30 protein-coding genes are annotated in these 17,295 nt (G+C 61.6%); 29 read left to right on the top strand and 1 reads right to left on the bottom strand.

What is annotated here, in order from left to right:
• The 28 genes from BQ8482_RS33840 to rplQ form a co-directional block, all read left to right on the top strand.
• Positions 1-198, top strand: a 198-nt coding sequence (locus tag BQ8482_RS33840; RefSeq protein WP_483237940.1) for an EF-Tu C-terminal domain-related protein, incomplete at its 5' end; no start/stop codon positions are given.
• 63 nt (positions 199-261) lie between these two features.
• Positions 262-570: a 30S ribosomal protein S10 gene (gene rpsJ / locus BQ8482_RS33835; protein WP_006205468.1), complete on the top strand. Its 309-nt coding sequence runs from the start codon at positions 262-264 to the stop codon at positions 568-570.
• A 94-nt stretch (positions 571-664) separates the two neighbouring features.
• Positions 665-1,411, top strand: a complete 747-nt coding sequence (gene rplC, locus BQ8482_RS33830; protein ID WP_095494915.1) for a 50S ribosomal protein L3 — start codon at positions 665-667, stop codon at positions 1,409-1,411.
• Positions 1,411-2,031: a 50S ribosomal protein L4 gene (gene rplD / locus BQ8482_RS33825; RefSeq protein WP_123151506.1), complete on the top strand. Its 621-nt coding sequence runs from the start codon at positions 1,411-1,413 to the stop codon at positions 2,029-2,031. The genes rplC and rplD overlap by 1 nt, the downstream gene beginning before the upstream one ends.
• Positions 2,028-2,321 (top strand): 50S ribosomal protein L23, encoded by a 294-nt coding sequence (locus BQ8482_RS33820; RefSeq protein WP_010909275.1) that lies wholly within the window; start codon positions 2,028-2,030, stop codon positions 2,319-2,321. Before rplD ends, BQ8482_RS33820 begins: the two co-directional genes overlap by 4 nt.
• 23 nt (positions 2,322-2,344) lie before the next feature.
• Entirely contained in the window at positions 2,345-3,178 is an 834-nt protein-coding gene (gene rplB, locus BQ8482_RS33815) for a 50S ribosomal protein L2 (RefSeq protein WP_029352208.1), read from the top strand.
• A 16-nt stretch (positions 3,179-3,194) separates the two neighbouring features.
• Positions 3,195-3,473, top strand: coding sequence for a 30S ribosomal protein S19 (gene rpsS, locus BQ8482_RS33810; RefSeq protein ID WP_006205463.1), 279 nt, complete (start codon positions 3,195-3,197; stop codon positions 3,471-3,473).
• 2 nt (positions 3,474-3,475) lie between these two features.
• A complete protein-coding gene (gene rplV, locus BQ8482_RS33805; protein WP_023799292.1) occupies positions 3,476-3,865 on the top strand; it encodes a 50S ribosomal protein L22 in 390 nt (129 codons plus the stop codon).
• Entirely contained in the window at positions 3,865-4,590 is a 726-nt protein-coding gene (gene rpsC, locus BQ8482_RS33800) for a 30S ribosomal protein S3 (RefSeq protein WP_077377560.1), read from the top strand. Before rplV ends, rpsC begins: the two co-directional genes overlap by 1 nt.
• Positions 4,591-4,617: 27 nt before the next feature.
• Positions 4,618-5,031 carry a 50S ribosomal protein L16 gene (gene rplP / locus BQ8482_RS33795; RefSeq protein WP_023799290.1) on the top strand — a complete coding sequence of 138 codons (414 nt, stop codon included), beginning with the start codon at positions 4,618-4,620 and terminating at the stop codon, positions 5,029-5,031.
• Between the two features lie 13 nt (positions 5,032-5,044).
• Positions 5,045-5,245: a 50S ribosomal protein L29 gene (gene rpmC / locus BQ8482_RS33790; RefSeq protein ID WP_006205459.1), complete on the top strand. Its 201-nt coding sequence runs from the start codon at positions 5,045-5,047 to the stop codon at positions 5,243-5,245.
• 11 nt (positions 5,246-5,256) lie between these two features.
• Positions 5,257-5,496 carry a 30S ribosomal protein S17 gene (gene rpsQ, locus BQ8482_RS33785; protein ID WP_023799288.1) on the top strand — a complete coding sequence of 80 codons (240 nt, stop codon included), beginning with the start codon at positions 5,257-5,259 and terminating at the stop codon, positions 5,494-5,496.
• A gap of 82 nt (positions 5,497-5,578) precedes the next feature.
• Positions 5,579-5,947: a 50S ribosomal protein L14 gene (rplN, locus tag BQ8482_RS33780; RefSeq protein WP_006205457.1), complete on the top strand. Its 369-nt coding sequence runs from the start codon at positions 5,579-5,581 to the stop codon at positions 5,945-5,947.
• Between the two features lie 12 nt (positions 5,948-5,959).
• Positions 5,960-6,274 (top strand): 50S ribosomal protein L24, encoded by a 315-nt coding sequence (rplX, locus tag BQ8482_RS33775; RefSeq protein WP_013531428.1) that lies wholly within the window; start codon positions 5,960-5,962, stop codon positions 6,272-6,274.
• Positions 6,267-6,845, top strand: coding sequence for a 50S ribosomal protein L5 (gene rplE, locus BQ8482_RS33770; protein ID WP_023799287.1), 579 nt, complete (start codon positions 6,267-6,269; stop codon positions 6,843-6,845). The genes rplX and rplE overlap by 8 nt, the downstream gene beginning before the upstream one ends.
• Positions 6,846-6,872: 27 nt before the next feature.
• Positions 6,873-7,178 carry a 30S ribosomal protein S14 gene (rpsN, locus tag BQ8482_RS33765; RefSeq protein ID WP_029352223.1) on the top strand — a complete coding sequence of 102 codons (306 nt, stop codon included), beginning with the start codon at positions 6,873-6,875 and terminating at the stop codon, positions 7,176-7,178.
• 12 nt (positions 7,179-7,190) lie between these two features.
• Positions 7,191-7,589, top strand: coding sequence for a 30S ribosomal protein S8 (gene rpsH / locus BQ8482_RS33760; protein WP_006205453.1), 399 nt, complete (start codon positions 7,191-7,193; stop codon positions 7,587-7,589).
• 112 nt (positions 7,590-7,701) lie between these two features.
• Positions 7,702-8,235: a 50S ribosomal protein L6 gene (rplF, locus tag BQ8482_RS33755; protein ID WP_023799285.1), complete on the top strand. Its 534-nt coding sequence runs from the start codon at positions 7,702-7,704 to the stop codon at positions 8,233-8,235.
• Positions 8,236-8,320: 85 nt separating this feature from the next.
• Positions 8,321-8,680 carry a 50S ribosomal protein L18 gene (gene rplR, locus BQ8482_RS33750; protein ID WP_029352225.1) on the top strand — a complete coding sequence of 120 codons (360 nt, stop codon included), beginning with the start codon at positions 8,321-8,323 and terminating at the stop codon, positions 8,678-8,680.
• Positions 8,681-8,834: 154 nt separating this feature from the next.
• On the top strand, positions 8,835-9,398 hold the full coding sequence (gene rpsE, locus BQ8482_RS33745) for a 30S ribosomal protein S5 (protein ID WP_006333394.1): 564 nt from the start codon (positions 8,835-8,837) through the stop codon (positions 9,396-9,398).
• 25 nt (positions 9,399-9,423) lie between these two features.
• Positions 9,424-9,621: a 50S ribosomal protein L30 gene (rpmD, locus tag BQ8482_RS33740; protein WP_006205449.1), complete on the top strand. Its 198-nt coding sequence runs from the start codon at positions 9,424-9,426 to the stop codon at positions 9,619-9,621.
• Between the two features lie 22 nt (positions 9,622-9,643).
• The gene (gene rplO / locus BQ8482_RS33735; protein ID WP_123151505.1) at positions 9,644-10,117 is read left to right on the top strand and encodes a 50S ribosomal protein L15; all 474 of its coding nucleotides are present in this window, start codon (positions 9,644-9,646) and stop codon (positions 10,115-10,117) included.
• A gap of 192 nt (positions 10,118-10,309) precedes the next feature.
• Positions 10,310-11,650, top strand: a complete 1,341-nt coding sequence (gene secY, locus BQ8482_RS33730; RefSeq protein ID WP_123151504.1) for a preprotein translocase subunit SecY — start codon at positions 10,310-10,312, stop codon at positions 11,648-11,650.
• On the top strand, positions 11,647-12,258 hold the full coding sequence (locus BQ8482_RS33725) for an adenylate kinase (protein WP_123151503.1): 612 nt from the start codon (positions 11,647-11,649) through the stop codon (positions 12,256-12,258). Before secY ends, BQ8482_RS33725 begins: the two co-directional genes overlap by 4 nt.
• A gap of 199 nt (positions 12,259-12,457) precedes the next feature.
• Complete coding sequence (gene rpsM / locus BQ8482_RS33720) at positions 12,458-12,826, top strand: 30S ribosomal protein S13 (RefSeq protein WP_029352234.1); 369 nt, start codon at positions 12,458-12,460, stop codon at positions 12,824-12,826.
• A gap of 139 nt (positions 12,827-12,965) precedes the next feature.
• Positions 12,966-13,355, top strand: a complete 390-nt coding sequence (gene rpsK / locus BQ8482_RS33715; RefSeq protein ID WP_023799279.1) for a 30S ribosomal protein S11 — start codon at positions 12,966-12,968, stop codon at positions 13,353-13,355.
• A 102-nt stretch (positions 13,356-13,457) separates the two neighbouring features.
• The gene (locus BQ8482_RS33710; protein WP_023799278.1) at positions 13,458-14,468 is read left to right on the top strand and encodes a DNA-directed RNA polymerase subunit alpha; all 1,011 of its coding nucleotides are present in this window, start codon (positions 13,458-13,460) and stop codon (positions 14,466-14,468) included.
• Positions 14,469-14,507: 39 nt separating this feature from the next.
• Positions 14,508-14,939, top strand: coding sequence for a 50S ribosomal protein L17 (gene rplQ, locus BQ8482_RS33705; protein WP_023799277.1), 432 nt, complete (start codon positions 14,508-14,510; stop codon positions 14,937-14,939).
• A gap of 66 nt (positions 14,940-15,005) precedes the next feature.
• Here the strand turns inward: rplQ and BQ8482_RS33700 are convergent, their stop codons facing one another.
• Positions 15,006-15,632, bottom strand: coding sequence for a hypothetical protein (locus BQ8482_RS33700; RefSeq protein WP_208867943.1), 627 nt, complete (start codon positions 15,630-15,632; stop codon positions 15,006-15,008).
• 133 nt (positions 15,633-15,765) lie between these two features.
• Here BQ8482_RS33700 and BQ8482_RS33695 point away from each other — a divergent pair, with 133 nt between their 5' ends.
• Entirely contained in the window at positions 15,766-17,253 is a 1,488-nt protein-coding gene (locus tag BQ8482_RS33695) for a DegQ family serine endoprotease (protein WP_123151501.1), read from the top strand.
• Positions 17,254-17,295 lie beyond the last annotated feature (42 nt).

Raw genomic sequence — 17,295 nt, 5'->3', positions numbered from 1 at the left:
CAGTTCTATTTCCGCACGACCGACGTGACCGGCATCGTGTCGCTGCCGGAAGGCACCGAGATGGTGATGCCGGGCGACAACATCACCGTCGATGTCGAACTGATCGTGCCGATCGCCATGGAAGAGAAGCTGCGCTTCGCCATCCGTGAAGGCGGCCGCACCGTTGGTGCCGGCATCGTCGTCACCATCAAAGAGTAATTTGGACTTAAACCGATCTGTCGCGGGCGCTGCCCGCGCCGCGCCAGAACAAGGAAGTGACGCATGAACGGACAGAATATCCGCATCCGCCTGAAGGCGTTCGATCACCGGGTGCTTGACGCCTCGACGCGGGAAATCGTGTCGACGGCCAAGCGCACCGGCGCCAACGTCCGCGGCCCCATTCCGCTGCCGACGCGGATCGAAAAGTTCACGGTCAACCGGTCGCCTCACGTCGACAAGAAGAGCCGCGAGCAGTTCGAGATGCGCACGCACAAGCGTCTCCTCGACATCGTCGATCCGACCCCGCAGACGGTCGACGCTTTGATGAAGCTCGATCTTGCCGCCGGTGTCGACGTCGAGATCAAGCTCTAAGGAACCAGAGGGGCGGGGCGACCCGGAACTCTGACGGAACAAGAGGCGTGGAGGGGCGACAGCCCCGACAGGGAACTCTAAAGGAATTGAACCGATGCGTTCAGGTGTGATTGCAAAGAAGGTGGGAATGACCCGCATCTACAACGATGCCGGGGAACATGTTCCCGTCACTGTTCTCCAGATGGAGAACTGCCAGGTCGTGGCGCAGCGCACGCAAGAGAAGAACGGCTATACCGCCGTCCAGCTCGGCGTTGGCCTTGCCAAGGTGAAGAATACGTCGAAGGCGATGCGCGGCCATTTCGCGACCGCTTCCGTCGAGCCGAAGGCCAAGGTTGCCGAATTCCGTGTCTCCGCCGACAACATGATCGATGTCGGCGCCGAGATCACCGTCGATCATTTCGTCGCCGGCCAGAAGGTCGATGTGACGGGAACCACGATCGGCAAGGGTTTCCAGGGCGTTATCAAGCGGCACCACATGGGCGGTGGCCGCGCGACCCACGGCAACTCGGTCTCGCACCGTACCCACGGCTCGACCGGCCAGCGCCAGGACCCGGGCAAGGTGTTCAAGGGCAAGCATATGGCCGGCCACATGGGTGACACCCGCGTCACCACGCAGAATGTCGAGGTCGTCTCGACCGACGCCGATCGCGGTTTGATCCTGATCCGCGGCGCGGTTCCCGGTTCGAAGGGCGCCTGGATCCTAGTCCGCGACGCGGCCAAGGTTGCGCTGCCGGCCAATGCGCCGAAGCCCGCCGCAATCCGCGTCATTGCAACCAGTGATGGCGCCAAGAACGATGCCCCGGCCACAGTAGATGCCCCGGCCACAGAGGGAGCGGAATAATGGACATCAAGATCACAACGCTTGGCGGCAAGGACGCCGGCAAGGTGAAACTCTCCGAGGAGATTTTCGGCCTTGATCCGCGCGAGGACATCCTGCAGCGCGTCGTGCGCTGGCAGCTTGCCAAGAAGCAGCAAGGCACGCACAAGACCAAGGGTCGCGCCGAGATCGCCCGCACCGGCGCCAAGATGTACAAGCAGAAGGGTACGGGCCGCGCCCGTCACCATTCGGCACGCGCTCCGCAGTTCCGCGGCGGCGGCAAGGCCCACGGCCCGGTCGTCCGCAGCCACGAGCACGACCTGCCGAAGAAGGTGCGTGCGCTGGGCCTCAAGCACGCTCTGTCGGCCAAGGCCAAGAGCGCGTCGCTCATCATCATCGACGAGCTGATGCTGACCGAGGCCAAGACCAAGGCGCTGATCGCGAATTTCGCGACGCTGGGCCTGTCCAACGCCCTGCTGATCGGCGGCGCCGAGCTCGACAAGAACTTCAAGCTCGCGGCGACGAACATCCCGAACATCGACGTGCTGCCCATCCAGGGCATCAACGTCTACGACATTCTGCGCCGCGGCACGCTGGTCCTTTCGAAGGCCGCCGTCGAGGCTCTCGAGGAGCGCTTCAAATGACCGACCTTCGTCACTACGACGTGATCGTCTCGCCGGCGATCACCGAAAAGTCGACCATGGCTTCCGAGCAGAACCAGGTCGTCTTCAACGTCGCCAAGAAGGCGTCGAAGCCGGAAATCAAGGCTGCCGTCGAAGCGCTGTTCGGCGTCAAGGTGATGGCCGTGAACACGCTTGTCCGCAAGGGCAAGATCAAGCGCTTCCGCGGCACAATCGGCCGCCAGAGCGACGTCAAGAAGGCGATCGTGACGCTGGCTGACGGCCAGTCGATCGACGTCGCGACGGGTCTCTGAACAAGACCGCGAGGACAACAAACATGGCACTGAAAAAATTCAACCCGATAACGCCGAGCACCCGCCAGCTGGTCATCGTCGATCGCTCGGGCCTCTACAAGGGCAAGCCCGTCAAGGGCCTGACCGAAGGCCTGACCAAGTCGGGCGGCCGCAACAATTACGGCCGCATCACGGCCCGCTTCATCGGCGGCGGTCACAAGCGTACGTACCGCATCATCGACTTCAAGCGCCGCAAGTTCGATATTGTCGGCACGGTCGAGCGTATCGAATACGATCCGAACCGCAGCGCCTTCATCGCGCTGATCAAGTATGACGACGGCGAGCTGTCCTACATCATCGCTCCGCAGCGCCTTGCTGCCGGCGACAAGATCGTGGCCGGCGAAGCGGTCGACGTGAAGCCGGGCAATGCGATGCCGCTGGCCTCGATGCCGGTCGGCACGATCGTCCACAACATCGAGCTGAAGCCGGGCAAGGGCGCCCAGGTTGCCCGTTCGGCTGGCGGTTATGCCCAGCTCGTCGGCCGTGACCAGGGCATGGCGATCCTGCGCCTGAATTCGGGTGAGCAGCGTGTCGTCCACGGCTCGTGCATGGCCACTGTCGGCGCCGTGTCCAACCCGGACCACGGCAACATCAATGACGGCAAGGCAGGCCGCACGGTGTGGCGGGGAAAACGTCCGCACAACCGCGGCGTGACCATGAACCCGGTTGACCATCCGCATGGCGGCGGCGAAGGCCGCACCTCGGGTGGCCGCCATCCGGTTTCGCCTTGGGGCAAGCCGACCAAGGGCAAGAAGACGCGGTCCAACAAGGCGACCGACAAGTTCATCCTGCGCTCGCGCCATCAGCGCAAGAGCTAAGAAGAGGTAACGCCAAGTGACTCGTTCGATTTGGAAAGGCCCCTTCATCGACGGCTACCTTCTCAAGAAGGTGGACAAGGTTCGTGAAGGTGGTCGCAATGAGGTGATCAAGATGTGGAGCCGTCGCTCCACCATCCTGCCGCAGTTCGTCGGCTTCACCTTCGGTGTCTACAACGGCCAGAAGCACGTTCCCGTTTCGGTGAACGAGGACATGGTCGGCCACAAGTTCGGTGAATTCGCTCCGACCCGGACCTATTACGGTCATGGCGCGGATAAGAAGGCGAAGAGGAAATAATCATGGGCAAGGCCAAAGCTCCGCGCAGGCTTGCTGATAACGAAGCGCGCGCCGTGTTGCGCACGATCCGTATCAGCCCGCAGAAGCTGAACCTGGTTGCCGCGCTGATCCGCGGCAAGAAGGTCGCGACAGCGCTTTCCGATCTCGAATTCTCGGCCAAGCGGATTTCCGGCACGGTCAAGAAGACGCTGGAATCGGCGATCGCCAACGCGGAAAACAACCACGACCTCGACGTCGATGCGCTGATCGTGGCGGAAGCCTATGTCGGCAAGTCGATCGTCATGAAGCGGTTCCATGCCCGTGGCCGTGGCCGCGCCAGCCGTATCGAGAAGCCGTTCTCGCACCTCACGATCGTCGTTCGTGAAGTCGAAGAAAAAGTGGAGGCCGCATAATGGGCCAGAAAATCAATCCGATCGGTCTGCGTCTCGGCATCAACCGCACCTGGGATTCGCGCTGGTTCGCCAACACCGGCGAGTACGGCAAGCTGCTGCATGAGGACATCAAGATCCGCAAGTATCTTGAGAAGGAACTCAAGCAGGCCGCGATTTCGAAGGTCGTGATCGAGCGTCCGCATAAGAAGTGCCGCGTCACCATCCATGCGGCGCGTCCGGGCCTGATCATCGGCAAGAAGGGCGCCGACATCGAGAAGCTTCGCAAGAAGCTGATGGAGATGACGAAGTCCGAGACGCATTTGAACATCGTCGAAGTGCGTAAGCCCGAGATCGACGCCACGCTGGTCGCCCAGTCGATCGCCCAGCAGCTCGAGCGCCGCATCGCGTTCCGCCGCGCCATGAAGCGCGCCGTGCAGTCTGCGATGCGCCTCGGTGCCGAAGGCATCCGCATCAACTGTGCCGGCCGTCTCGGCGGCGCCGAGATCGCGCGTATGGAATGGTACCGCGAAGGTCGCGTGCCGCTGCATACGCTGCGCGCCGACGTCGACTACGGCACGGCCGAAGCACACACCGCCTACGGCATCTGCGGCGTCAAGGTCTGGGTGTTCAAGGGCGAAATCCTCGAGCACGACCCGATGGCTTCGGAGCGCCGCGCGACTGAGGGCGATCATGCGCATGGCGGTGGTGGTGAGCGCGAACGCGGTCGCCGTCGCGAAAACGCCTGAGACAGTTGAGAATTTGGAGTTAGAACGATGCTGCAGCCAAAGCGCACAAAGTTCCGCAAGCAGTTCAAGGGCCGTATCCATGGTGCCGCCAAGGGTGGCACCAATCTGGATTTCGGCGGTTTCGGGCTGAAGGCGCTTGAGCCGAACCGCGTCACCGCGCGCGAGATCGAGGCGGCCCGCCGCGCGATCACCCGCGAGATGAAGCGCGCCGGCCGCGTCTGGATCCGTATCTTCCCGGACGTGCCGGTGACGTCGAAGCCGACCGAAGTCCGCATGGGCAAGGGCAAGGGCGCGGTCGATTACTGGGCGGCGCGCGTCAAGCCCGGCCGCATCATGTTCGAGATCGACGGCGTCAATGAGGAAACCGCCCGTGAGGCGCTGCGTCTCGGCGCGGCCAAGCTCTCGGTCAGGACGCGCTTCGTACAGCGCATCGCAGAATAAGGACGGGCTGATCATGAAAGCCGAAGACATCCGGACCAAGACCCAGGACCAGCTGACCGACGACCTGGCCAGCCTGAAGAAGGAGCAGTTCAACCTGCGCTTCCAGAAGGCCACCGGCCAGCTCGAGAAGACCGCGCGCGTGAGGCAGGTCCGCAAGGACATTGCGCGTATCAAGACCATCGCTGCGGAAAAGTCCGCGGCCAAGAAGGCTTAAGGACGAAAACCATGCCAAAGCGCATTCTGCAGGGCACCGTCGTCAGCGACAAAAACGAGAAGACGGTTGTCGTCAAGGTCGAACGGCGCTTCACGCATCCCGTGATGAAGAAGACCGTGCGCATGACCAAGAAGTACAAGGCGCACGACGAGAACAACGCCCACAAGGTCGGCGATCAGGTGTTCATCCAGGAATCGAAGCCGATTTCCAAGGACAAGCGCTGGACCGTCGTGTCTTCGGACCAGGCCTGATCAGGGCAAACAAAACGAATTTTGGACAGACCGGGGAAGGGTGAAGAACCCGTCCCGTTAGAAGAGAAGAAGGCGGCCAGTCATGATTCAGATGCAAACAAACCTCGACGTCGCGGATAATTCCGGCGCCCGTCGTGTCATGTGCATCAAGGTGCTGGGCGGCTCGAAGCGGAAATACGCTTCCGTGGGCGACATCATCGTGGTGTCGATCAAGGAAGCCATCCCGCGCGGCCGCGTCAAGAAGGGCGATGTGATGAAGGCGGTCGTGGTTCGCACGGCCAAGGACATCCGCCGCCCGGACGGCAGCGTGATCCGTTTCGACAAGAACGCAGCCGTTCTCGTCGACAACAAGAAAGAGCCGATCGGCACGCGTATCTTCGGACCGGTTCCGCGCGAACTCCGCGCCAAGAACCACATGAAGATCATCTCGCTCGCGCCTGAAGTGCTGTAAGGAGCCGGACCAATGCAGAAGATTAGAAAAGGCGACAAGGTCGTCGTGCTGGCCGGCAAGGACAAGGGCCGTTCGGGCGAAGTCCTCTCGGTACAGCCGAAGGAAGACACCGCGCTGGTGCGCGGTGTCAACATGATCCGTCGTCACCAGAAGCAGTCCCAGTCCCAAGAGGGCGGGATCATCACCAAGGAAGCGCCGATCCAGCTGTCGAACATCGCGCTGGCCGACCCCAAGGATGGCAAGCCGACCCGCGTCGGTTTCATCTTCCAGAAGGATGGCAAGAAGGTGCGCGTCGCCAAGCGCTCGGGAGAAGTCATCAATGGCTAAGGCTCAAACCAAGCAGGCGACTGCCCAGAACACGCCGCGCCTCAAGCAGGTCTACAACGAGACCATCCGCAAGGCGCTGCAGGAGCAGTTCGGCTACGAAAACGAGATGCAGGTTCCGCGCATCGACAAGATCGTGCTGAACATGGGCGTCGGCGAAGCGACCGGCGATTCGAAGAAGCCTTCGATCGCGGCGGAAGATCTTGCGCTGATCGCCGGCCAGAAGGCCGTCGTCACGCACGCCCGCAACTCGATCGCCGGCTTCAAGGTCCGCGAAAAGATGCCGATCGGCGCCAAGGTCACGCTGCGCAAGGAACGCATGTACGAGTTCCTCGACCGCCTCGTGAACATCGCGCTGCCGCGCGTCCGCGACTTCCGCGGGCTCAATCCGAAGAGCTTCGATGGCCGTGGCAACTATGCCATGGGCATCAAGGAACACATCGTGTTCCCGGAGATCAACTACGACAAGGTTGATCAGATCTGGGGCATGGACGTCATCGTTTGTACGACTGCGAAGACGGACGACGAAGCCAGGGCATTGCTCAAGGCCTTCAACTTCCCCTTCCGCCAGTAACGGCAGCGAGAAAAGGAAAAATCTGAAATGGCAAAGACCAGCTCAGTCGAGAAGAACAACAGGCGCCGCAAGCTTGTGGACCAGTACGCTGCCAAGCGTAAGGCCCTCAAGGCGATCATCATGGATCAGTCCAAGCCGATGGAAGAGCGCTTCCGCGCTCAGCTGAAGCTTGCGGCACTGCCGCGCAACTCGGCCAAGATCCGCATCCGCAACCGCTGCGAAGTCACCGGACGCCCGCGTGCCTACTATCGCAAGCTCAAAGTATCGCGCATCGCGCTTCGTGATCTCGGCAACAACGGCCAGATCCCGGGCCTGGTCAAGTCGAGCTGGTAAGGAGGACATAACATGTCATTGAGCGATCCTCTCGGCGATATGCTGACCCGCATCCGCAACGCCTATGGCCGCAAGAAGTCGAGCGTTTCGACGCCGGCCTCGCGCCTGCGTACCCGCGTCCTCGACGTGCTGAAGGCGGAAGGCTATATCCGCGACTACAGCCAGACCGACTTCGACAACGGCAAGTCCGAAATCGAGATCGAGCTGAAGTATTTCGACGGTGCGCCGGTCGTGCGCGAAATCGCCCGCGTCTCGAAGCCGGGCCGTCGCGTTTACGTTTCGGCGAAGTCGATCCCGCACGTCGCCAACGGCCTCGGCATCGCCATCCTTTCGACACCGAAGGGCGTGATGGCCGACCACGAAGCGCGTGAACAGAATGTCGGCGGGGAAATCCTCTGCCAGATCTTCTGATCTGGAGCGCGATCCCGAACCGAACCACGCAGTGAAAAGTGGAACCCGGCTTTCGGACAAGATCACGCTCGAAACAGAGACCTGAAACAAGAGAAGTGACGAGGACAACAAAATGTCTCGTATTGGAAAGAAACCCGTTTCGCTGCCGCAGGGCGTGACCGCGACCGTCGACGGCCAGACCGTCACGGCGAAGGGCCCCAAGGGTGAGCTGAAGTTCGTGGTGAACGACGAAGTGCTGGTCAAGATGGAAGGCAGCGAGATCGCTGTCCAGCCACGCGACCAGACCAAGACCGCCCGTTCCAAATGGGGCATGTCGCGCACGCAGATCGTCAACATCCTGCAGGGCGTCAAGGACGGTTTCGAAAAGAAGCTTGAGATCACCGGCGTCGGCTATCGCGCCGCCATGCAGGGCAAGAACCTGCAGCTGGCGCTCGGCTTCAGCCATGATGTCGTCTACGAAACGCCGCAGGACATCACGATCACCGTGCCGAAGCCGACGGAAATCACCGTGACCGGCATCGACAAGCAGAAGGTCGGTCAGGTTGCTGCCGAGATCCGCGAATATCGCGGTCCCGAGCCGTACAAGGGCAAGGGCGTCCGTTACGCTGGCGAGAAGATCGTCCGCAAGGAAGGCAAGAAGAAGTAATTTCAACGCCGCGGGGAGCGGTCGCGGGAGGCTTGTCCTACCGCACAGGGTTGCCCCCGTTTTTTGAAGGCAAGGAACTGATATCATGGGCTCGAAAGAATCCACACAACGCCGCGCTCAGCGCGTCCGCCGCCAGATCAAGAAGGTCGCCGGCGAGCGTCCGCGTCTGTCGGTCCACCGCACGTCGAAGAACATTTACGTCCAGGTCATCGACGACGCCAAGGGCCACACCATCGCTGCCGCCTCGACGCTGGAGAAGGACCTCAAGGGTTCGCTCAAGACCGGTGCCGACACTGCCGCCGCTGTGGCCATCGGCAAGCTGATTGCCGAGCGCGCTTCGAAGGCCGGCGTCAAGGAAGTCGTCTTCGACCGCGGACCGTACATCTATCACGGCCGCGTCAAGGCGCTGGCCGAGGCTGCCCGTGAAGGCGGCTTGAGCTTCTAAAGCATGATCCCGAACCGGAGGTCAGCGCAGCAAAACGTTGCAGACTTTTCGGATAAGATCATGCGAAGAAAAAATGAGTTTCGCCCCCGGCAACCCACAGAGGTGCCGGATATCATCATCAACCGTGCTTCCGGAAAAAAACAAGGAACAGGATATGGCACAGGAACGTAGGGATGGCGGCCGCGGCCGTGATCGCGAAGAGCGCGACGACGGCATGGTGGACAAGCTCGTCCACATCAATCGCGTCGCCAAGGTCGTCAAGGGCGGCCGGCGCTTCGGCTTTGCAGCACTCGTCGTCGTCGGCGACCAGAAGGGCCGCGTCGGCTTCGGTCATGGCAAGGCGCGCGAAGTGCCTGAGGCGATCCGCAAGGCGACCGAATCGGCCAAGCGCGACATGATCTTCGTGCCGCTGCGCTCGGGCCGTACGCTGCACCACGACGTCGAGGGACGCTGGGGTGCCGGACGCGTTCTGCTGCGCGCTGCCAAGCAGGGTACCGGCATCATCGCCGGCGGCCCGATGCGCGCCGTCTTCGAGACGCTCGGCATGCATGACGTGGTCGCCAAGTCGATGGGTTCGTCGAACCCGTACAACATGGTTCGCGCCACCTTCGATGCGCTGAAGAGCCAGATGCATCCAAAGGATGTAGCTGCTGCGCGCGGCATCAAGTATTCGACCCTTCAGGCCCGCCGCGGCACCGCCGTTGCGGCCGAAGAATAGTCGACGCTGACCAGGGATTTTGACCATGGCCAAGAAAGCAACCAAGACCATCACCGTCGAGCAGATCGGTTCGCCGATCCGCCGGCCGAAGGAGCAGCGCGCGACGCTGGTCGGCCTCGGCCTCAACAAGATGCACAAGCAGCGCACGCTGGAGGACACCCCCTCCGTGCGCGGCATGATCGCTGCCGTCCAGCATCTCGTCCGCGTCGTGGACGAGGGCTGAACCAGAGCGCAGGAGAACTCAGATGAAACTCAACGATCTGCGTGACAAGGACGGCGCGACGCATTCCAAGAAGCGTCTCGGCCGCGGCATCGGTTCCGGCTCGGGCAAGACCGCTGGTCGCGGCGTCAAGGGCCAGAAGGCGCGCTCCGGCGTCGCCGTCAACGGCTTCGAGGGTGGCCAGATGCCGCTCTACCGGCGTCTGCCGAAGCGTGGCTTCAACAACATCTTCGCCAAGAGCTTTGCCGTCGTGTCGCTGGCCCGCATCCAGGCCGCGCTCGACGCCAAGAAGCTCGACGCCAAGACGACCGTGACAGCCGAAGCGCTGGTCGCGGCCGGCGTCATCCGCCGCGTCAAGGACGGCGTGCGCATCCTCTCGGACGGCGACATCAAGGCCAAGCTCGCCTTCGACGTGGCCGGCGCCTCCAAGGCTGCCATCGAGAAGATCGAAAAGGCCGGCGGTTCGGTGAAGCTGCCGGAAAAGGCAGCCGCCGAGTAACGGCGATTTGAAGCGCGATCGGCAAGAGTGGGACACGTTTCGCTTTCGATTTGCGCTTTGATCCAATCAATATGGCGGCCGCATCAACGCGGCCGCTTGCATGTTTGCAGTCCGGAGCTTATCTCGTGAGCTTCGGTGACACGCGCCGCCTGAGTTGCGGGCCATCGAGCGTGACCAAGCGGAGAATCAGGCATGGCTTCGGCTGCTGAACAACTAGCCTCGAATCTGAATTTCTCGGCCTTCGCCAAGGCGGAGGATCTGAAGAAGCGCATCTGGTTCACCATCGGCGCGCTGCTCGTCTATCGCCTCGGCACCTATATCCCGCTGCCCGGCATCAATCCGGACGCTTTCGCCCAGGCCTTCTCGTCGCAGAGCAAGGGCGTACTTGGCATGTTCAACATGTTCGCCGGTGGCGCCGTGGAGCGCATGGCGATCTTTGCCCTCGGCATCATGCCCTATATCTCCGCTTCCATCATCATGCAGCTGATGACCTCCGTTATCCCGTCTCTGGAGTCGCTGAAGAAGGAAGGCGAACAGGGCCGCAAGGTCATCAACCAGTATACCCGCTACGGCACCGTGCTTTTGGCACTGGTCCAGGCCTACGGCATTGCGGTCGGGCTGGAAGGCGGCAACGGCATCGTCAGCGATCCCGGCATGTTCTTCCGCATCTCGACTGTCATCACGCTGGTCGGCGGCACCATGTTCCTGATGTGGCTCGGCGAGCAGATCACCGCCCGCGGCATCGGCAACGGCATTTCGCTGATCATCTTTTCCGGTATCGTCGCCGGCCTGCCGCAAGCCATCTCCGGTACGCTGGAACTTGGCCGCACCGGCGCGCTGTCGACCGGCCTGATCCTGGCGATCATCGTTCTCGCCGTCGTCGTCATCGCGCTGATCGTGTTCTTCGAACGCGCCCAGCGGCGCTTGCTGATCCAGTATCCGAAGCGCCAGGTCGGCAACCGCATGTTCCAGGGCGACACCTCGCACCTGCCTCTCAAGCTCAACACGGCCGGCGTCATTCCGCCGATCTTCGCCTCTTCGCTGCTGTTGCTGCCGGCGACGGTCGCCGGCTTCTCGCAGACGACCAATATGCCAGCCTGGGCCAGCACCGTCCTGGCGGCACTCGGCCATGGCCAGCCGCTCTACATGGCGTTCTATGCGGCGATGATCGTGTTTTTCGCCTTCTTCTATACGGCGATCGTCTTCAACCCGAAGGACACCGCCGACCAGCTCAAGAAGCATTCGGGTTTCATTCCGGGCTACCGTCCGGGCGAGCGCACCGCCGATTACATCGACTATGTTCTCACCCGCATCACCGTCGTCGGCGCCATCTATCTGGTGCTGGTGTGTCTGCTGCCCGAGTTCCTGATTTCAGCGACTGGCGTACCATTCTACCTCGGTGGCACATCGCTTCTGATCGTGGTCAGTGTAACGCTCGATACGGTGGCGCAGATTCAGGGTCACCTGATCGCGCACCAGTATGAGGGCCTGATCAAGAAGTCGAAGCTGCGCGGGGGGAAGAAGGCCAGATGAGGTTGATATTGCTTGGGCCGCCAGGGGCGGGCAAGGGGACGCAAGCACAAAGACTGGTAGAAAAATACGGCATACCCCAACTCTCCACGGGCGATATGCTGCGCGCTGCTGTCCAGGCCGGCACCGAAGTCGGCAAGCGCGCCAAGGCGGTGATGGACGCTGGCGAACTGGTCTCCGACGCCATCGTCAACGCCATTGTGGCCGAGCGTATCGATCAGGCCGATTGCGCAAACGGTTTCATCCTTGACGGATACCCGCGAACCTTGGTGCAGGCGGACGCGGTTGAATCGATGCTCTCGGATCGCGGCCTCACTCTCGACGCCGTCATCGAACTGGTCGTTGACGACAGGGCGCTGGTTGGTCGAATCGGCAAGCGCGCCGAAGAGGCCAAGGCCGCGGGTCTGCCGGTACGCAAGGACGACAATCCGGCAGTGTTCGAAGAGCGTCTGAAGGAGTACTATAAGAAAACGTCGCCGCTGATCGGCTACTACTATGCCAAGGGCAAGCTGAGAGGTGTCGACGGCATGGCCGACATCGATGCGGTGACGCGACAGATCGAAGTGGTGCTCACGGCGACGACCCAGCAGGTTGGCCAGGCGGCCAGCTAGAGAATTGAACGATTACGCTTGACGGGAGCGGTTCGCTGGGGTATGGCGGCCCGTCTTCCTATCAGGCATGAGGCTTGCTTGCCCGCAAGGGCAAGGCAGCCGCTTTGAACTGGAAACTCCCGCATGGGCCGGCCTCCACCGGACGCGGGGCAACTTTGATAGCGCCGGCTTGTCCGGCCCAAATGGAGAAGAGAAGAACATGGCTCGTATAGCCGGCGTCAACATTCCGACCAACAAGCGCGTCGTCATTGCGCTTCAGTACATTCACGGCATTGGCAAGAACTTCGCCCAGGAGATCGTCGACAAGGTCGGCATCCCGGCCGAGCGCCGCGTCAACCAGCTGACCGACGCGGAAGTGCTGCAGATCCGCGAGACGATCGACCGCGACTATCAGGTCGAGGGCGATCTGCGCCGCGAAGTGTCGATGAACATCAAGCGGCTCATGGACCTCGGCTGCTATCGCGGCCTGCGTCATCGCCGCTCGCTACCGGTTCGCGGCCAGCGCACGCATACCAATGCGCGCACCCGCAAGGGCCCGGCCAAGTCGATCGCCGGCAAGAAGAAGTAATTTAGGGCAGTACGGGAGTAGGGCAGTAAGGCAATAGGATCGGCAGACATACTGCCCTACTGCCGTATTCCCCTACTGCCTTCTCCCTGGTGGAGCCGCTGGCATTACGGCGGTGTAGAGATCAACTGAAAGGACCATCATGGCCAAGGAAGCCACACGTGTTCGCCGTCGCGAACGCAAGAATATCTCGTCGGGCGTTGCCCACGTCAACTCGACCTTCAACAACACGATGATCACCATCACCGACGCGCAGGGCAATTCGATTGCCTGGTCGTCGGCGGGAGCCCAGGGCTTCAAGGGGTCTCGCAAGTCGACCCCGTTTGCTGCTCAGATGGCTGCCGAGGACGTTGCCAAGAAGGCCCAGGAACACGGCATGCGCATGCTCGAGGTCGAGGTCTGCGGACCCGGCTCCGGTCGTGAATCGGCGCTGCGTGCGCTGCAGGCAGCCGGCTTCACCATCACCTCGATCCGTGATGTGACGCCGATCCCGCACAATGGCTGCCGCCCGCGCAAGAAGCGCCGCGTCTAAAGAATTACCGAACGCCGCGCGAACGCCCAGTAGCGTTCCTCCACGGCATTCCAGGTCGCCCGCCACGATTGGATGGTGGCGGGTCAACGGAAGGAAAGCATCATGATCCAGAAAAATTGGCAGGAACTGATCAAGCCGAACAAGATCGAGTTTTCGTCGAAGAAGAAGACGCTGACCACGCTGGTCGCCGAGCCGCTCGAGCGCGGCTTTGGTCTCACCCTCGGCAATGCGCTGCGTCGCGTGCTTCTGTCTTCACTGCGTGGCGCGGCTGTGACCGCCGTGCAGATCGATGGCGTTCTGCATGAATTCTCGTCCATCGCCGGCGTGCGCGAGGACGTGACCGACATCGTCTTGAACATCAAGGAAATCGCCATCCGCATGGAAGGTGACGGCCCCAAGCGCATGGTCGTGCGCAAGCAGGGACCGGGCGCTGTTCTCGCCGGCGACATCCAGACGGTCGGCGACGTCGAGATCCTCAATCCCGACCACGTCATCTGCACGCTGGACGAGGGCGCTGAAATCCGCATGGAGTTCACCGTCGATACCGGCAAGGGCTACGTGCCGGCCGACCGCAATCGCGCCGAAGACGCGCCGATCGGCCTCATCCCGGTCGACAGCCTCTACTCACCGGTCAAGAAGGTCTCCTACAAGGTCGAGAACACCCGCGAGGGACAGGTCCTCGACTATGACAAGCTGACCATGACGATCGACACCGACGGTTCGATCTCGGGCGAGGACGCGGTGGCTTTCGCCGCCCGCATCCTGCAGGACCAGCTTGGCCTGTTCGTCAATTTCGACGAGCCGCAGAAGGAAGTCGCCGCCGAACAGGTGACCGAGCTTGCCTTCAACCCGGCGCTGCTCAAGAAGGTCGACGAGCTCGAGCTTTCGGTGCGTTCGGCCAACTGCCTGAAGAACGACAACATCGTCTATATCGGCGACCTGATCCAGAAGACCGAAGCCGAGATGCTGCGCACCCCGAACTTCGGCCGCAAGTCGCTGAACGAGATCAAGGAAGTCCTGGCGGCGATGGGCCTGCACCTCGGCATGGAAGTGCCGGATTGGCCGCCGGAAAACATCGAAGACCTCGCCAAGCGTTACGAAGATCAATACTGAGGCTGTGGCCTCTTGAACCCGGAATGAAGGAGAAGAGCCATGCGCCACGGATTTAAAGGCCGCCGGTTCGCCCGCAGCATAAGCCATCGCAAGTCGATGTTTGCCAACCTTGCCGTATCGCTCATCGAGCATGAGCAGATCCTCACCACATTGCCGAAGGCGAAGGATCTGCGTCCGATCGTCGAAAAGCTGGTGACGCTCGGCAAGCGCGGCGATCTGCATGCCCGCCGCCAGGTGATTGCTCAGATCGGCAATGAAGGCGTCGTCAAGCGCCTGTTCGACACGATCGCGCCGCGCTACGCCACCCGCAACGGCGGCTATCTGCGCATCATGAAGGCGGGCTTCCGCCACGGCGACAATGCCGCCATGGCGGTCATCGAGTTCGTCGATCGCGATACCTCGGCCAAGGGCGCCGGCGACCGTGCCCGCATCGAGGCAGAAGGCACCGACGAGGAAGCCGCAGCCGCATAAGCTTCGGTTTCTTCTGATCAAGTTTAAGGGGCCCGAGGGCCCCTTTTTCGTTGGGGTGGCTACCTCTTACCGAGCAAAGTTGAGGTAGTCTCTTCCGCCTATCGGCCTCCAATCAATCGCGTTTGTAATCTGCTCGATTGCGGGGTGCGAATAGGAATAAATACTATCGATCTCCGTTCGGTGATCGATATCGCTTATCAATTGGGACACAGTCACGCCGTTCAGATATTTCTTGGCGTCCCGATCTTCGATGAAGTCAGTATCAACGCGGAAATAAATCTGGATGGGACCCACGCAGATGTTCAGCTCGATGTCGTCCCTCGATGCGGTGTAGAAGACCATAGCTTCTTCTGGTGTCCACAGGCCCGCAGCCAGGAATTCCGATGGCTTTGTTCTGCTGTTGAACCCATCCATTGAAAGAGCAAATTGGTCCGTTATGCGTTCGGTCTTGCCGCGAATGGCATGCACATGTTCGATCTGAAACCAATCCAGTTCGTATGGCGGGTCTTTGTCAAACGAGGCCTCAAGTGTCCCATAAAACCAATAATCGGGCACTGTCTCCGCATACTCGGTCAGCCAGCCGTCCGGCGCTCCAAGCACTTTGGCAATTTCGATCATTTTCATACCGGGGATAACCGGCCCCAAAGTGCCGGTCTTCAGAAAGTCACGGAATGAAACGAGTTGTTTTCTCATGAGGGCCGACAAGGCTTTCCGGTTTCAACTGACCGATAGCTGCTTTGCTACCCAAAATAATTCGATTTCATTGCCTTAGCCTTTCATTTTGCACAATCGTCGGGACAATGGCGCCCGACCCGGAGGATTCGGAATGCGCGTAAAACGGATGTCCCTTGTTCTACTCTGCGCCTTGATGGCGCTGGCAGTCGTGCCGGCGACCAGGCAGGCGCTGGCTCAGGACACCAAGGCCGATCCCGGTCTGTCCGATGTGCTGACCGACATGCTGCGCGGCGCCGAAGGCGAAAATGCCACCTCCGGTCCAGACAAGCGCGTGCCTTTCGGCCGCGAGGAGGTGCAACTGTCCTTCGCGCCGCTGGTCAAGCAGACGGCGCCGGCCGTGGTCAATGTCTATGCTTCGCAAACGGCCAAGTTGAGGTCGCCCTTCGACGGCGATCCTTTCTTCGAAGAGTTCTTCGGCCGTTCGCAGCCGCGTGCGCAGTCCTCGCTCGGCTCCGGCGTGCTGGTCGATCCGACAGGCATAGTGGTCACCAATTTCCACCTCATCAAGGACGCCGATCAGGTCAAGGTCGCCACCGCGGACGGGCGTGAATTCGACAGCAAGGTGCTGCTCAAGGACGAGACGCTTGACCTCGCCGTGCTCAAGATCTCCTCCGACAAGCCATTTCCGGTCGTCGCCATCGGCGATTCCGACGCGCTCGAGGTTGGTGACCTGTTGCTGGCCATCGGCAATCCCTTCGGTGTCGGCCAGACCACCACCAGCGGCATCGTTTCGGCGCTTGCCCGAAGCCACATCGGCGTTTCCGATTCCAGTTTCTTCATCCAGACCGACGCCGCGATCAATCCCGGCAATTCCGGCGGTGCGCTGATCAACATGGGTGGCCAACTGGTCGGCATCAACACGGCGATCTACAGCCGCAGCGGCGGCTCGATCGGCATCGGCTTTGCTATTCCCTCCAACATGGTTCGCGCGTTTGCCGATGCGGCCAAGGCCGGGCGCGACTTCTTCGAGCGGCCCTATATCGGCGCCGAATTCGAGCGCGTGACGCCGCAGATCGCCGAATCGCTCGGTCTGGAGACCCCGACCGGGGCGCTGGTTTCGACCGTCGAAGAAGCAGGGCCGGCGGCCACGGCGGGGCTCAAGCCCGGCGATGTCGTGCTGTCGCTCAACGGCACGCCGGTCGAGAGTATCGAGGCGCTGGATTACCGGATGGCGACGCTGTCGATCGGCACCAATGCCAGCTTCGGCGTCCTCAGCAAAGGCCAGCAAGCGACGATGGAGATTGCGCTGGAGCGCGCGCCGGAAGGTGCAAAACTCGCGGAAGTGACACTGCGCGGTCGCAGCCCGTTTTCCGGTGCCAAGGTTGCGGAACTGTCGCCCCGGCTCGCCCAGCGGCTCGGCATGCGTACCGATGTCAAGGGTGTTACGGTGGTCGACATCAATCGGGGTTCGCCCGCAGCCGATTTCGGGTTCCAGCCGGGCGACATCGTTCGCGAGGTCAATGGCTTGACCATCGATACCGCCGCGACCCTGGAACAGGCAGCCATGGAAGAGACGCGCTGGTGGCGCTTTACCGTCGAGCGTGGCGGGCAGATACTGCGCCAGGTGTTGCGTTACTGAGCCCGAGCGTCGATCTTTCGGACGAGATCGCGCTCCAACGAA

The sequence above is a fragment of the Mesorhizobium delmotii genome (assembly GCF_900149755.1).
GTDB classification, from domain to species: domain Bacteria; phylum Pseudomonadota; class Alphaproteobacteria; order Rhizobiales; family Rhizobiaceae; genus Mesorhizobium; species Mesorhizobium delmotii.
Note: the sequence above shows the minus strand (reverse complement) of the source record. Positions and strands in the feature narration are given on the sequence as shown.

Excerpts from the sequence above, each read along its gene's own strand:
- secY (WP_123151504.1), top strand. The coding sequence starts at position 10,310 with ATGGCTTCGGCTGCTGAACAACTAGCCTCGAATCTGAATTTCTCGGCC.
- rpsN (WP_029352223.1), top strand. The coding sequence starts at position 6,873 with ATGGCAAAGACCAGCTCAGTCGAGAAGAACAACAGGCGCCGCAAGCTT.
- rpmC (WP_006205459.1), top strand. The coding sequence starts at position 5,045 with ATGAAAGCCGAAGACATCCGGACCAAGACCCAGGACCAGCTGACCGAC.
- BQ8482_RS33820 (WP_010909275.1), top strand. The coding sequence starts at position 2,028 with ATGACCGACCTTCGTCACTACGACGTGATCGTCTCGCCGGCGATCACC.
- rpsK (WP_023799279.1), top strand. The coding sequence starts at position 12,966 with ATGGCCAAGGAAGCCACACGTGTTCGCCGTCGCGAACGCAAGAATATC.
- BQ8482_RS33700 (WP_208867943.1), bottom strand. The coding sequence starts at position 15,632 with ATGAGAAAACAACTCGTTTCATTCCGTGACTTTCTGAAGACCGGCACT.
- rpsE (WP_006333394.1), top strand. The coding sequence starts at position 8,835 with ATGGCACAGGAACGTAGGGATGGCGGCCGCGGCCGTGATCGCGAAGAG.
- rpsC (WP_077377560.1), top strand. The coding sequence starts at position 3,865 with ATGGGCCAGAAAATCAATCCGATCGGTCTGCGTCTCGGCATCAACCGC.
- BQ8482_RS33710 (WP_023799278.1), top strand. The coding sequence starts at position 13,458 with ATGATCCAGAAAAATTGGCAGGAACTGATCAAGCCGAACAAGATCGAG.
- rplD (WP_123151506.1), top strand. The coding sequence starts at position 1,411 with ATGGACATCAAGATCACAACGCTTGGCGGCAAGGACGCCGGCAAGGTG.
- rplQ (WP_023799277.1), top strand. The coding sequence starts at position 14,508 with ATGCGCCACGGATTTAAAGGCCGCCGGTTCGCCCGCAGCATAAGCCAT.
- rplB (WP_029352208.1), top strand. The coding sequence starts at position 2,345 with ATGGCACTGAAAAAATTCAACCCGATAACGCCGAGCACCCGCCAGCTG.
- rpmD (WP_006205449.1), top strand. The coding sequence starts at position 9,424 with ATGGCCAAGAAAGCAACCAAGACCATCACCGTCGAGCAGATCGGTTCG.
- rpsH (WP_006205453.1), top strand. The coding sequence starts at position 7,191 with ATGTCATTGAGCGATCCTCTCGGCGATATGCTGACCCGCATCCGCAAC.
- rplC (WP_095494915.1), top strand. The coding sequence starts at position 665 with ATGCGTTCAGGTGTGATTGCAAAGAAGGTGGGAATGACCCGCATCTAC.
- rpsM (WP_029352234.1), top strand. The coding sequence starts at position 12,458 with ATGGCTCGTATAGCCGGCGTCAACATTCCGACCAACAAGCGCGTCGTC.
- rplV (WP_023799292.1), top strand. The coding sequence starts at position 3,476 with ATGGGCAAGGCCAAAGCTCCGCGCAGGCTTGCTGATAACGAAGCGCGC.
- rplO (WP_123151505.1), top strand. The coding sequence starts at position 9,644 with ATGAAACTCAACGATCTGCGTGACAAGGACGGCGCGACGCATTCCAAG.
- rplP (WP_023799290.1), top strand. The coding sequence starts at position 4,618 with ATGCTGCAGCCAAAGCGCACAAAGTTCCGCAAGCAGTTCAAGGGCCGT.
- BQ8482_RS33695 (WP_123151501.1), top strand. The coding sequence starts at position 15,766 with ATGCGCGTAAAACGGATGTCCCTTGTTCTACTCTGCGCCTTGATGGCG.
- rpsJ (WP_006205468.1), top strand. The coding sequence starts at position 262 with ATGAACGGACAGAATATCCGCATCCGCCTGAAGGCGTTCGATCACCGG.
- rplX (WP_013531428.1), top strand. The coding sequence starts at position 5,960 with ATGCAGAAGATTAGAAAAGGCGACAAGGTCGTCGTGCTGGCCGGCAAG.
- rplF (WP_023799285.1), top strand. The coding sequence starts at position 7,702 with ATGTCTCGTATTGGAAAGAAACCCGTTTCGCTGCCGCAGGGCGTGACC.
- rpsQ (WP_023799288.1), top strand. The coding sequence starts at position 5,257 with ATGCCAAAGCGCATTCTGCAGGGCACCGTCGTCAGCGACAAAAACGAG.
- rplE (WP_023799287.1), top strand. The coding sequence starts at position 6,267 with ATGGCTAAGGCTCAAACCAAGCAGGCGACTGCCCAGAACACGCCGCGC.
- BQ8482_RS33725 (WP_123151503.1), top strand. The coding sequence starts at position 11,647 with ATGAGGTTGATATTGCTTGGGCCGCCAGGGGCGGGCAAGGGGACGCAA.
- rplN (WP_006205457.1), top strand. The coding sequence starts at position 5,579 with ATGATTCAGATGCAAACAAACCTCGACGTCGCGGATAATTCCGGCGCC.
- rplR (WP_029352225.1), top strand. The coding sequence starts at position 8,321 with ATGGGCTCGAAAGAATCCACACAACGCCGCGCTCAGCGCGTCCGCCGC.